A 12,526-nucleotide genomic window follows, 5' to 3' on the forward strand; every position below is an offset into this window, starting at 1 on the left:
CGTGCGCCTCCTACAGTCCGAGGATCATTTTAGAAATGATGTTCTTCTGGATTTCATTTGAGCCGCCGAAAATCGACAGCTTGCGGTTGTTGAAATACAGAGAAGCCGCGCTCGCCGCTTCTTCGGGACCGACCGGTGCGCCTTGATAACCGTCGTGCAATGCTTCTTCGATAAACGGCTGCGCGTACGGCCCCATCGCGCGGCGCGTCAGCGAAGAGATTTCCTGGCGAATCTCCGTGCCGCGAATCTTCAGCATCGAACTTTCGGCACCCGGCACGCCGCCACCCGCTACTGCCGCAATCACACGCAGGTTGGTCGTTTTCATGTTCTCCAGATCGATCTCGACGCGTGCCATGCGCGCCGCGAACAGCGGGTCTTCGGAAAGCGGCCGGCCATTGCGCTGCTCTTTCGCCGCAATCTTGCGCAGCCGGTTGAACGCCGCGACGGAGAAACCGACGCCCGCGATATTCGTGCGCTCGTACGTGAGCAGATATTTGGCGTAAGTCCAGCCCTTGTTTTCTTCACCGACCAGGTTCGCAGCCGGCACTCGCACGTCGGTGAAGAACACTTCGTTCACTTCATGCTCGCCATCGAGCGTAATGATCGGCCTGACTTCGACGCCAGGCGTATTCATATCGATCAGCAGGAAGCTGATGCCTTCCTGCTTGCGCACGTCGGTTGCCGTGCGCACGAGACAGAAAATCATGTTCGCGTAATGGCCGAGCGTGGTCCAGGTCTTCTGGCCGTTCACGATGTAATGCTCGCCGTCCGCGTCGATGCCGCGCACGGCAGTGGTCTTGACCGAAGCGAGATCGGACCCTGCGCCGGGTTCGGAGTAGCCTTGGCACCACCAGTCGGAACCATCGAGAATACGCGGCAGCCAGTGCCGCTTCTGCGCTTCACTGCCGTATCTGATCAACACCGGCCCGAGCATGTTGACGCCGAACGGCACGATGCGCGGCGCTCCGGCCAGCGCACATTCGTTTTCGAAGATGAACTTCTGCACCGCGTTCCAACCTGGTCCGCCGTACTCTGCCGGCCAGTGATTCGCGAGCCAGCCGCGCTCGTTCAGGATCGCATGCCACGCGGCCATGTCGTCACGCGTGAGGCGCCGGCCGCCATGCACCTTGTCGGCGAGGCGCTGTGGAAGTTTGTCGCGCAAAAACGCAAGCACCTCTGCGCGGAAGGCTTCTTCTTCGGGTGTGAAGTTCAGATCCATGGCGGTTCCTTCGTGATGTTCAACGGCTGCGCTAAAGAATGAGCCGCGTCATGCAGTCTGGTTGAGGCTCGCAAAATCCGCGCCGCGCTCGACCAGTTCAATCAGCAGGGGCGACGCTCGCCAGAACAACGGGTCTTCTTTCGCAAACTCGCGGATGTCGGCGAGAATGCGCGGCAGGCCAACCATGTCCGCGTATTTCATCGGGCCACCGCGATAACGCGGGAAACCGTAGCCGTATAGAAAGGTCACGTCGACGTCGAGCGGTCGCAGCGCGATCCGTTCATGCACGACATTCGCTCCTTCGTTGATCATCGCGGCCATGTAGCGGCGAATGATCTCCTCGTCGGAAAATTTGCGCGGGGTGATGCCGGCTCGGACGCGCTCGGCGTCGATGATCGCCTCGACTTCCGGATCGGGCTGGCCGCTGCGCGATCCTTCGGCGTACAGATAAAAGCCGCGTCCCGTTTTCTGGCCAAACCAGCCGCGCTCGCACAGACGGTCGGCAATCTGCACATAGCGCGCCGCCGGATTGCGCGTCGCTGCGCGCCGTTTGCGCGCTGCCCAGCCGATGTCGCCGCCGGCGAGGTCCACCACCTGAAACGGTCCCATCGGGAAGCCGAACGCGCGTACTGCGGCGTCGATCTGATACGGCGACGCGCCGTCTTCCATCATTGCGTCGGCGGCACTGCGATACACGGCGAGAATGCGATTGCCAATAAAGCCGTCGCACACGCCCGCGCGTACCGGCGTCTTGCGCAGCTTCTTGGCAAGCTCGAATGCGGTGGCGACTACGTCGGCGCTGACGGCTTTCGGCACGACTACTTCAAGCAGCTTCATGATGTTGGCCGGCGAGAAGAAGTGCAGACCGATCACGTCGGCGGGGCGTGAGATGCTGGCCGCGATCGCGTCGATGTCGAGATACGACGTGTTGGTTGCGAGCACGGCGCCCGGTTTGCACACGCGATCGAGTTCGGCAAACACGGCCTGCTTGACCGACAGATCTTCGAACACGGCCTCGATCACGAGATCTGCGTTGGCGAGTGCATCGTATGAAGTACTGCCGGTCCAGCGCGTCATGAGTTGAGTCTTTTTCTCCGCGCTCATGCGGCCCTTCGCGATCAGGCCGTCATAGACCTTTTCGATGCGCGCGCGGCCCCGGCCGAGCGATGCTTCGTCGCGCTCGATCATCGTCACGGGCAAGCCCGCGTCGAGCACTGCGACGGCAATGCCCGCACCCATCGTGCCGCCGCCGACGACACCGATGGCGTTCAGCGCACGCGGTCTGGCGTCGCGCGTCTCGGGCGCTTTCAGCACTTCGCGCTCCGCAAAGAACGCGTGAACGAGGCCCGCGCGCTGCGGACTGTCGAGGCATTCGAGAAAGAGTTGGCGTTCGCGGCGTAAGCCGTCTTCGAATGGCTGCGTGATCGCCGCTTCGACCGCATCGACGATCTTTAGCGGTGAAAACAGACCGCGCGATTTTTTCGTGGTCTCGGCGCGCGCCGTAGCGACTGCAGCCAGGCTCGCGGCGCGCTCGCTCAACGCAGCGGCGTCACGCGTGCGGCGCACTGGTGCATGGGCGGCAAGCAATTCGTGAACATACGCGAGCCCTTCCGCGAGAATGTCCTCGCTGCTGCCAAGCCGGTCGACGAGCCCTAACGCCAGTGCTTCCTGCGCGTTCGCATGGCGACCGCTCAGCATCAGGTCGAGCGCCGCCTGCGCGCCGATCAGGCGCGGCGTGCGTTGCGTGCCGCCCGCGCCGGGCAGCAACCCGAGTTGCACTTCGGGCAAGCCGAGCTTCGCGCCGTCGACGGCGATCCGGTAATGCGCGGCGAGCGCCACTTCGAGACCGCCGCCGAGCGCCGCACCGTGAATCGCCGCGACGACTGGTTTCGTACACGCTTCAATCCGGTTGCACACGTCCGGCAGCGACGGCGGCACCGGCGGCTTGCCGAACTCGCGAATATCCGCGCCGGCAATGAAGTTGCGGCCCGCGCCGACAATCAGCACGGCTTGCACCGAACGGTCGCTATCGGCGGCTTCGATTGCGGCGAGCAGTCCGCGCCGCACGTCGGCGGACAGCGCGTTGACGGGCGCGTGATCGATCGTGACGAGCAGCACCTTGCCACGCAATTCGCGTGTCACGACGTCGGTTGAAGTGGTGAGGGTCATGGCGTGTCGTCTCCTGGCTGATTGTCTGGGCGCGCCGGCGGCATACCACGCCCGCGAATTGTCCTGATTGTGGAGTGGTCAAGGTTCATTGACAATCACATGAACGGTTGACAGACTGTCAAAATAACTTTGACAAAGGCACGGTTGTGGACGTCCATTCGCTGACTTTGCTGGTGGAGATACTCGACGCAGGTAACTTGAGCGAGGCGGCGAGGCGCCTGAAAATGAGCCGCGCGAACGTGAGCTATCACCTGAACCAGCTCGAACGCTCGGTGGGCTTGCAACTCGTTCGGCGGACCACGCGCCGCGTCGAACCTACGGAGATCGGTCTTCAGCTATATGAGCACGGCCGCGCGATTCAGAACGCGCTGCTGGCCGCGCGCGAATCGGTGACGACCCTTGGGCAAAGCCTGCAGGGGCGAGTGCGCCTAAGCGTGCCGAGCGGTTATGGTCAACTCGTCATGTCCGAGTGGCTGATCGAATTCAAGCGTCGCTATCCGGGCATCGTGCTCGATGTGTTGTTCGAGAACCGCGTGGAAGACCTGATGCGCGACGAAGTGGACATCGCCGTGCGGGTCATGTCCGAGCCGCCGCAAAATCTCGTGGCGCGCGACATGGGGCCGGTTAGGTACGTTGCATGTGCCTCGCGCGCGTTCGCCGAAAACCATGGCATGCCTATGCAGCTCGACGATCTGCGCACCACGCCGTTGATTACGGCGGCGGTGGTGGGCCGTCAATTGCGCGTTGCCGCGTATCTCGGTGACGAACGCCACGAGGTGCTGCTTGAACCGACCATCATCTCCGAGAACTTTCTGTTTCTGCGGCAAGCGGTGCTCGCGGGACTAGGCGTCGGCATCTTGCCGGATTATGTGGTTCACGATGACCTGAAACGCGGCGATGCCGTGACCACGCTCGACGAATGGCGCCTGAGCATCTTCGGTACGAACATGTACATGCTTTACATGCCGAACCGGCATCACACTCGCGCGGCGGCAACTTTCATCGAATTCATTCTGGCACAGGCGCGAGCAAGCGGAAGAGGCGGCGCTTCGTAGTCCGCGCGTTTGCGGCCGACCACAATCGCCCCTTCACGTAGCTGTCGCGAGTATGCTGTGAAAAAAAGAGCGTGCACGCGCCGTGCGACAGTACGCCACGAACATAAAGAACGTCACGAACGTCAGCGGAGACCGGAATGAAGTGGACAATCGCATTTCTCGTCGTGCTCGCAAGCATCATTGTCGCAATGCTGATTGCGCGCCTGCCCGCGGAGCAGGCTATTCGCCTTGCAGGTTATGCAGCGACAGCGGCGCTTGCTGCGCTCGTTAGTTACGTGATTCGCCGGCGCGGCAATCGTGCGCGTAAAACGAGGCGCGTGGGATAAGCGGCGCCGAGCTGGGAGCTGGCAGCGGGTCGCGTGCTACATGCTACGATGCTCCGCTCATTGCGCAGCAAGTCGGAGAATCAGATGCGTCCAGAGAGTGCCGCCCGTTTCGATGAAGAGTTTGCGCCTCGCATTGCCGAGGCCATCGCCGCGTGCTTCGCTACCACCGTGCACACGGAAGTGTTTCCAAATGAAGGCCCTGGCCGTCCCACGCGCTTGCGCATTCATGCCGCGCCGCTTGAGCATATCGCCCAATTCGCGCATCCGTTGAATCTATATCTCACGTGGGACAGCGACGAGATCGAGCGGCTCATGAAAGAAGAAGGGCAGGCGCGCTTCTCTCGCTATCTGGCTGCGCTGCCGCGAAAGCTGGCGGCGTGGCGTCATGCGCGCGAACTCGATTTTCTTTCGCATACGCAGGCCGAGCCGGTGGCACTGATCGGCGGGCTCGACTTCGAGTCGTGAGCCCGCGCCACCGGCTTTTTCGTATCGCCTAGTCGAGCTTGAACTGCGTAACCGCGCTCGCGAGGCTCACCGCCTGCGATTGCAATGCGGCGGCAGCTGCCGTCGACTGTTCGACGAGCGCGGCATTCTGCTGAACCATTTCATCCAGTTGGCTCACCGCGCGATTCACTTCCTGAATGCCGCGTGTCTGCTCATTGGCGGCTTGCGTGATTTCGGAAATGATCGTCGTCACGTTGGCGACGTTGCTCACGATCTCCGTCATCGTTTCGCCCGCCTGGCGCACCTGGCCCGAGCCTGAACTCACACTCGCGACGGTGGCTTCGATCAGCGCCTTGATTTCCTTCGCGGCCTGCGCGCTGCGTTGTGCGAGACTGCGCACTTCGCCCGCCACGACCGCGAAGCCGCGACCCTGTTCCCCGGCGCGGGCAGCCTCGACTGCGGCGTTCAGCGCAAGAATGTTGGTCTGGAAAGCAATGCCGTCGATCACGCCGATGATGTCGGAGATTTTCACCGACGCGTGTTCGATCTCGCCCATCGTCGTGATCACTTCGGAGATCACGACGCCGCCGCGCGAGGCGACCTGCGATGCTGACACCGCAGTCGTGTCGGCCTGCTTCGCGGCGCTCGCCGATTGAGTGACCGTGGACGTGATTTCTTCCATCGACGCGGCGGTTTCCTGCAAGCTCGCCGCAGCCGATTCAGTGCGTCCGGACAGATCGACGTTGCCCGCTGCAATTTCATTGGCGGCCACGCGCACCGACTCGCTCGCGTCGCGAATCTGGCGCATCACGTGACTCAGTTTGTCGATAAACGTGTTGAACGAACGCGCGATCTGCGCGACTTCGTCGTTGCCGACGGCGGGCAGGCGTTGCGTCAGATCGCCTTCGCCCGAACCGATGTCGTCCATTGCATCGCGTACTTTCGACAGACGCTGGAACGAGACCGCGGTGACCGCCGCGACGATAGCCGCCGCAATGCCCGCAATCACGATCAGCGCGATGACGGACGCGGTCAGCAGCGAACGCATGCCGGCGGTTGCCTCCGCTTTATCGAGCGCGACAACCACGTACCAGTCCGTGCCCGGAATGGATTGCGCGCGCAACAGCTTGGCGCTGCCGCTTACGTCCATCTGCACCGGACGTTGCGCGCCAAAGAGCGCGGCGAGCTTCTCGCCCGCGAGTCCCGGCGCCAGATCGGACACTGGCTTCAACGTGAGCTTTGCATCCGGATGCGCGACGATATTGCCGCTCGCATCGATCAGCATGCCGAAGCTCGCGGGCGTCGGGTGGATCGACTTTACGTTGGCGATTACGCTGTCCATCGCGACGTCGCCGGACACCACGCCCTTGACGGTGCCGTCGCGTACCACGGGCGCGGCGAACGCGACCACCAGCTTACCCGAGCCGACGTCGACATAAGGCGGGGTTGCCACCGGTTTGCCGGCTGCCACGGCCTGCTTGTACCAGGGCCGCCCGGTCGGATCGTAGTCGGCGGGAATGCCGGTCGGATCGGAAAACTTTGCTGTCTTGTCCGCGTAGCCAACATAGACGTTGGTGAACTTGCCGGCGGTGGCGATCTGCTTGAGCGCCGGCGACGGGTCGGGTTGCAGCACCGCGTTCTGCAGCGAGTCGATCATCTGGCTGTTGGCGGCAACCCAGTCGCTGATACCGGCTGCATGACCGCTCTCGACTGCCGTCAAACTACTGTCGATGGCGTCGGCGTTATACGAATTCGCGACCACATAATTAAGGACCGCATTGGCAGCAAGTGCCACCACGACGATGGCGACGCACAGCGCAACGATCCGCGCGCGAATGGAAGAGAACATGTTGGAGGTCTTTCGGATGAGCAGTGAGCCGTAGTGGATGAGGCGGGTGCCTCATACGCGGTATACGGCTCAGCAACAGAAAGACTTGAGCGCGCTTGCACAGTGTTTGCGCGCGGAGCCTCACGCGAATGCGTTATTGATTTCGTCTGAGGATAACGTTTAAAAAACGGCCGCTGCGTTTTATCGCAGCGGCCGTTGTCATGCGTCGGTGTTATCGATCGATCAGGCGCCCAGCGCAGGATCGCTCATGCTGCTCTTGCCGGTCTCTACGTGACCCGCGAAACGGCGGGCGAACAGCGGGTCCGTGTCGACGGTGATCGCCAGGTCGTACCAGCCATGCGCATTGCGAAGATCGAGGTAAAGCTCGTCGGTATCGCCGCCGCGCACCACGCGTTTGATCGTGTGCTTCGGGTCGTACGCATTGACGATCGTGAACTTGCAATGCGCGCTGCCTATGTTTTCAAGGCGCAGTTGCAGATTGCCGTTCACGACGTCGTAGCCTTCGAGCACTTCGGGACGCGCGATATCCGAGCCGTCCCACCAGCTGCGCGCAATCGGCCGGCCGGTGAAGCGGCGCAAGAATCCATTCGGACCGTGCACGGTGAAATCGTAAGTGCCGTCGGCATTCAGCGGGAACTGATCCTGCAAGCGCTTGCCGGCCTCGACCGTGTACGTGCGCGGCGCCTCGAGGCTATTCGCGCGATAGACGAGAAACACTGCGCCCGCGCTGCCCGTATTGACGAAGCGCATGGTCAACGTCTTTTCGGCGCCTTCGCCATGTACTCGCACGAACATTTCATACGGCAGCGCGCGAGCGGGGCGCACGCCGGGCTCCTGATGCGGGACTGCCTGGATTGCCGGCGGCAGCGGCACGTAATCCGGATGACGGTTCTGGTCGGCCGGCACATAGCCGCTCGTGCTGGGCAATGTCGGGAAGGCGTCGTTCGGATTGCTGAAGTTGAAGGCCGACGTCAGGTCGCCGCACACCGCGCGTCGCCACGGCGAGATGTTCGGCTCGCCGAGATTGTGCTGTTGTCCGAAGCGCTGTTCGATGAAGCGGATTACCGACGTATGATCGAACACCTCCGAGCACACATAGCCGCCTTTGGACCACGGCGAGACGACGAGCATCGGCACGCGCGGACCGAGACCGTACGGCGCGCCAACGTTCTTTGCATCGCCCGGATAGATTTCGTTGACGGTGTCGACAGTGGAGAGACCGTTCGCGCTCGAACTCGGCGCGCACGGCGGCACCATATGGTCGAAGAAACCGTCGTTCTCGTCGTAATTGATCAGGAGTACCGTCTTGCTCCACACCTCAGGATTCGACGTGAGAATCTGCAAGACCTGGTCGATGTACCACGCGCCGTAGTTCGAAGGCCAGTTCGGGTGCTCGGAATAGGCTTCCGGTGCGACGATCCACGAGACTTGCGGCAGCGCGTTGTTCTGCACATCGCGCTTGAGAATGTCGAAGTAGCTGTCGCCCTTCAATGCGTTGGTGCCGGTGCGCGCGTTCTCGTATAGCGGGTTGCCTGGTTGCGCGTTGCGGTACTGGTTGAAGTAGAGCAGCGAGTTGTCGCCGTAGTTGCCGATGTAAGCGTTCTGGGTCCAGCCCCACGAGCCCTTGGCGTCGAGGCCGGTGCCGATGTCCTGATAGATCTTCCACGAAATGCCTGCGTTTTGCAGCACTTCCGGATAGGTCGACCAGCCGTAGCCGAGTTCGGAATTGTCGATCACGGGACCGCCGCCGGTGCCGTCGTTGCCTACGCCGCCCGCCCACATGTAGTAGCGGTTCGGGTCCGTCGGGCCCATCAGCGAGCAGTGGTAGGCGTCGCAGATCGTGAATGCGTCAGCGAGCTGATAGTGAAATGGAATGTCCTCGCGCGTGAGGTAGGCCATGGTCGTCGTGCCTTTGGCGGGCACCCATTGATCGTAGCGGCCGCCGTTCCACGCTGCGTGCGTGCTGTTCCAGTCGTGCGCGAGGTCTTGCAGGAATTGCAGTCCGAGGTTCGGCGCGCTCGGGCGAAACGGCAGGACATAGCCCAGATCCGCGGCAAGCGGTTGATACCACACCGGCTTGCCATTGGGCAGGTTGACCGCGCGCGTGTCGCCGAAACCGCGTACACCCTTGAGCGTGCCGAAGTAGTGGTCGAATGAGCGGTTTTCCTGCATCAGCACCACGATGTGTTCGACGTCGCGGATCGTGCCGGTCTTGTTGTTCGCCGGAATGGCGAGCGCGTTGCGAATGCCGAGCGGCAGCATGCTCAGCGCGGTGACGGAACCGGCCGCGTGCGCGGCAGAGCGTAGAAAATCACGACGGTTTTTTGAGGTCATGGTATGTGCTTTCGTGTCTTCAGTGGGAAAACGATCCACGCAGCGCGGCAAGCATGAGCGGCGCGTGAAGCGCGGGACTCAGTCAACGGTATGGATTACAGGTGTGGCGAGGGGCGTCGAAGCGGCGGCGGACAATGCCGGGTCGGCGCTTGATGCGGGTAGTGCTGGGCTTTGAATCGTAACGGCGGCAGGCGAGGGCGATGCTGAAGAAGGATTCGCCGACAGGACGGCGGTGTTGCCCTGATCGGCGGCATTCGGAGCAGAGCTAGCGTTGCCCGTATCCGGCGACTTGGGGTCGTCGTTGCCGCAGGCGGCGATCAGCGCGGAAAGCGGCAGCGCCATGAGCGCAATGGCCAAACGTTTGCGATGCAAGGCACTGAACGGCTTCGACACAAAGGACATAGCGATGTCTCCGGCACGGGGGAACGCGCGGGCATCGGGGTGCCCAGGTCAGCGGTGCGAAAAGAATAGCCGCTCACCTGTGTAAGTTTTGTGAAGTTTTGGAAATTTGGGGATTTGGTGACGAATGGGGATAGGAGGCTGTCGCCTCGTCCGTTGACTGCCGGCAAGCCGCAACCTGTGGCTACCGATATCGCGTCACGATCTCCGCAATGGCCTCGTTCAACCGGTCCGGCGCATCGCGGTGTGGCGAGTGTCCGCAGGCGTCGAGCTTGACGAGCTGCGCATGCGGCGCGTACTCGGGAATGGTGTCGATCTGAGCCATCGTGCCGTAGTTGTCGTCATGGCCTTGTATTGCGAGCAGCGGCTTGCGGATCGTCGCAAGCTGCTGCGCAATCGACCAGCCGCGGAACGCGGGATTCAGCCAGATATCGTTCCAGCCATAGAAAGCGGAATCGACGTCCGCGTGATAGCGGGCGAGCTTGTCGCGCAGGTCGGTGGTTTCGTAAAGCAGCTTCGTCTGCGCAATGCTTTGCACCGATATCTCTTCGACGAATACGTGTGGGGCGATAGCCACCGCGCCTGCCAGCGCGTCGGGATGCAACGCCGCATACAGCAGCGCGATCGAGCCACCGTCGCTGTGTCCGATGACCCACATGCGCCGCCGTTCGTGCAGGCCGATGTCGAGTGCGTCCAGCAGTGCGGGCAAAATATCGTGCGCCTGGTCGCTCATGAAATTGATCGGCCATTTGACGTGGTGAGGGCGCGGTGTCGACAAACCATAACCCGGACGCGAGTACACGAGTCCCCGCATTCCCAGCCGCTCGCACAACGATTGTGGCCAGTCGCGCCACATTGCGATCGAGCCGAGTCCTTCGTGAAGGAAGACGGCTATTGGCGCATGGCTCGTTGCGTCGCCCGTTGCATTGGCGGGTGCACCGTTCAACCAGCGATATTCGATGCGCAGCGCCCCGTGCAATGCCGTGGCGGGCAAGTCGGCGAATTGGCTAGCGGGGGTTTCGACAGCGGCATTCTGCATGTATCACCTTATGACTGTTCGCGCAGTTTGAAGCGTTGAATTTTTCCGGTGGCGGTTTTCGGCAAGTCGTCGACGAACACGATATCGCGCGGATACTTGTGCGGCGCGAGCCGGTCTTTCACGAACGCCTTCAATTCGTCCACCAGTATCTCAGACGCTGCAAACTCGCGCTTCAATACGACGAACGCGCGCGTTTTCACGAGGCCGCCATGATCGACGCCGACCACGGCCGCTTCGAGCACTGCGTCATGCTGTACCAGCACCATTTCGACTTCGACTGGCGACACATACTGGCCGCTGACTTTCAGCATGTCGTCGCTGCGGCCTGCATACACATAGCAGCCATTCGGCAGACGGCTGTACTTGTCGCCGCTGCGAATCCACTCGCCGAGAAAAGTGGCTCGCGTTTTTTCGCGGTTGCTCCAGTACATCAGCGCGGCACTCGGGCCTTTGATAAAGAGATCGCCCACTTCGCCGTCGCCGACCGGGCGACCGCTGTCGTCGCGCAACTCCACTTCGTAACCGGGTACAGGGCGCCCCGTCGTGCCATATTCGACTGCGCCCGCGCGATTGGACAGGAAGATATGCAGCATCTCCGTCGAGCCGATGCCGTCGAGAATTTCGCAGCCGAAGTGCCTCGTAAAGCGCTCGCCGATCTCGCGCGGCAATGCCTCGCCCGCAGACGTGCAAACGCGCATCGCGACATCGTCGCACGCGGGCAGATTCGGCGACACGAGCATGCTCGCGTAAAGCGTCGGCACGCCATAAAAAACGGTCGGACGGTAGCGCGTGAGGCGGGCGAAAACCGCGTCGGCGGTGGGGCGCTCGGCCATCAACACAGCAGTGGCGCCGACCGAAAGCGGAAAGGTCAGCGCGTTGCCCAGCCCATATGCAAAGAACAGCTTCGCCGCGGAGAACACCACATCGCTTTCGACAATGCCGAGCACCGGCTTCGCATACAACTCGGCGGTCCAGTAAAGATTCGCATGCGTGTGGACCGTGCCTTTCGGTTTTCCGGTCGAACCCGATGAATACAGCCAGAAGGCGATGTCGTCGCAGCCTGTTGTGGCGGCTTTCATGGCGGGCGTCGCGGCGTCGATGAGATCCTCCAGCACAGGCACCGCGAGCGGCTCGCCTTCAGGTGCTGGCGACGCGCGGTTCGAGACGATGAGCTGGCAGCCGTCGTGCTCGGCCGTCTCCATGGCCTGCGTGACATTTGCGGCCAGCGCGCTCGACGCAATGACCGCGCGCGCATGACTATGCGTGAGCATGTAGACGTAATCGGCCGGCGTGAGCAGCGTGTTTGCGACCACCGGAACGACGCCCGCGTAGAGCGCGCCAAGAAAAGCGACGGGCAATGACACGGTGTCCAGCATCACCAGCAGCACACGCTCTTCCGGATGCACGCCCAAACCGCGTAACGCGCTCGAAAAGCGCCGTGCGCGTTCTTCGAGTTCGCCGTAGCTCGTGTGACCGCTGTCGTCGATATAAGCCGTTCTCGTCGCACGCGGCGCGTTCAATGCAAACAGGTGAGCCGCGAAATTAAAGCGCGCGGGCGGCGGCTCGACCGTGACGGCGGGCTGGCTTGCAGCCGGTTCGAACAGGGCTTCCATATGTCTCCTCCATCGAGTGGGGGCGGTCCGGCTGTTATGTGCTCATGATCCGCTGAATGCCTGCATGCGCTACTGCGTG

At 62.2% G+C, this 12,526-nt stretch carries 10 protein-coding genes; 3 read left to right on the plus strand and 7 right to left on the minus strand.

Annotated elements, in window-relative coordinates:
* Positions 1 to 10: 10 nt before the first annotated feature.
* Positions 11 to 1,219: an acyl-CoA dehydrogenase family protein gene (locus tag JMY24_RS03245; RefSeq protein ID WP_128595476.1), complete on the minus strand. Its 1,209-nt coding sequence runs from the start codon at positions 1,217 to 1,219 to the stop codon at positions 11 to 13.
* Positions 1,220 to 1,267: 48 nt separating this feature from the next.
* The gene (locus JMY24_RS03250; protein WP_201701382.1) at positions 1,268 to 3,388 is read right to left on the minus strand and encodes a 3-hydroxyacyl-CoA dehydrogenase NAD-binding domain-containing protein; all 2,121 of its coding nucleotides are present in this window, start codon (positions 3,386 to 3,388) and stop codon (positions 1,268 to 1,270) included.
* Between the two features lie 146 nt (positions 3,389 to 3,534).
* Here JMY24_RS03250 and JMY24_RS03255 point away from each other — a divergent pair, with 146 nt between their 5' ends.
* The 3 genes from JMY24_RS03255 to JMY24_RS03265 all read left to right on the plus strand — a co-directional run bounded on the left by JMY24_RS03255 (position 3,535) and on the right by JMY24_RS03265 (position 5,234).
* Positions 3,535 to 4,443 (plus strand): LysR family transcriptional regulator, encoded by a 909-nt coding sequence (locus tag JMY24_RS03255; RefSeq protein ID WP_128595475.1) that lies wholly within the window; start codon positions 3,535 to 3,537, stop codon positions 4,441 to 4,443.
* Between the two features lie 137 nt (positions 4,444 to 4,580).
* Positions 4,581 to 4,769, plus strand: a complete 189-nt coding sequence (locus tag JMY24_RS03260) for a hypothetical protein (protein ID WP_087751272.1) — start codon at positions 4,581 to 4,583, stop codon at positions 4,767 to 4,769.
* An 84-nt stretch (positions 4,770 to 4,853) separates the two neighbouring features.
* Positions 4,854 to 5,234, plus strand: coding sequence for a DUF5594 family protein (locus JMY24_RS03265; RefSeq protein ID WP_128589001.1), 381 nt, complete (start codon positions 4,854 to 4,856; stop codon positions 5,232 to 5,234).
* A 28-nt stretch (positions 5,235 to 5,262) separates the two neighbouring features.
* On the opposite strand, the gene JMY24_RS03270 is transcribed toward JMY24_RS03265, so the two are convergent.
* The 5 genes from JMY24_RS03270 to JMY24_RS03290 form a co-directional block, all read right to left on the minus strand.
* Positions 5,263 to 7,062 carry a methyl-accepting chemotaxis protein gene (locus JMY24_RS03270; protein ID WP_128595474.1) on the minus strand — a complete coding sequence of 600 codons (1,800 nt, stop codon included), beginning with the start codon at positions 7,060 to 7,062 and terminating at the stop codon, positions 5,263 to 5,265.
* A gap of 222 nt (positions 7,063 to 7,284) precedes the next feature.
* Positions 7,285 to 9,396 (minus strand): phosphocholine-specific phospholipase C, encoded by a 2,112-nt coding sequence (locus JMY24_RS03275; protein WP_201701383.1) that lies wholly within the window; start codon positions 9,394 to 9,396, stop codon positions 7,285 to 7,287.
* Positions 9,397 to 9,474: 78 nt separating this feature from the next.
* Positions 9,475 to 9,798, minus strand: a complete 324-nt coding sequence (locus tag JMY24_RS03280; RefSeq protein ID WP_128595473.1) for a hypothetical protein — start codon at positions 9,796 to 9,798, stop codon at positions 9,475 to 9,477.
* Positions 9,799 to 9,979: 181 nt separating this feature from the next.
* The gene (locus JMY24_RS03285) at positions 9,980 to 10,834 is read right to left on the minus strand and encodes an alpha/beta fold hydrolase (protein ID WP_128595472.1); all 855 of its coding nucleotides are present in this window, start codon (positions 10,832 to 10,834) and stop codon (positions 9,980 to 9,982) included.
* An 8-nt stretch (positions 10,835 to 10,842) separates the two neighbouring features.
* Positions 10,843 to 12,447, minus strand: coding sequence for a benzoate-CoA ligase family protein (locus JMY24_RS03290; RefSeq protein ID WP_128595471.1), 1,605 nt, complete (start codon positions 12,445 to 12,447; stop codon positions 10,843 to 10,845).
* Positions 12,448 to 12,526 lie beyond the last annotated feature (79 nt).

The organism is Paraburkholderia kirstenboschensis, assembly GCF_904848585.1.
Taxonomy (GTDB): Bacteria; Pseudomonadota; Gammaproteobacteria; order Burkholderiales; family Burkholderiaceae; genus Paraburkholderia; species Paraburkholderia kirstenboschensis.

Excerpts from the sequence above, each read along its gene's own strand:
- JMY24_RS03245 (WP_128595476.1), bottom strand. The coding sequence starts at position 1,219 with ATGGATCTGAACTTCACACCCGAAGAAGAAGCCTTCCGCGCAGAGGTG.
- JMY24_RS03250 (WP_201701382.1), bottom strand. The coding sequence starts at position 3,388 with ATGACCCTCACCACTTCAACCGACGTCGTGACACGCGAATTGCGTGGC.
- JMY24_RS03260 (WP_087751272.1), top strand. The coding sequence starts at position 4,581 with ATGAAGTGGACAATCGCATTTCTCGTCGTGCTCGCAAGCATCATTGTC.
- JMY24_RS03265 (WP_128589001.1), top strand. The coding sequence starts at position 4,854 with ATGCGTCCAGAGAGTGCCGCCCGTTTCGATGAAGAGTTTGCGCCTCGC.
- JMY24_RS03270 (WP_128595474.1), bottom strand. The coding sequence starts at position 7,062 with ATGTTCTCTTCCATTCGCGCGCGGATCGTTGCGCTGTGCGTCGCCATC.
- JMY24_RS03275 (WP_201701383.1), bottom strand. The coding sequence starts at position 9,396 with ATGACCTCAAAAAACCGTCGTGATTTTCTACGCTCTGCCGCGCACGCG.
- JMY24_RS03280 (WP_128595473.1), bottom strand. The coding sequence starts at position 9,798 with ATGTCCTTTGTGTCGAAGCCGTTCAGTGCCTTGCATCGCAAACGTTTG.
- JMY24_RS03285 (WP_128595472.1), bottom strand. The coding sequence starts at position 10,834 with ATGCAGAATGCCGCTGTCGAAACCCCCGCTAGCCAATTCGCCGACTTG.
- JMY24_RS03290 (WP_128595471.1), bottom strand. The coding sequence starts at position 12,447 with ATGGAAGCCCTGTTCGAACCGGCTGCAAGCCAGCCCGCCGTCACGGTC.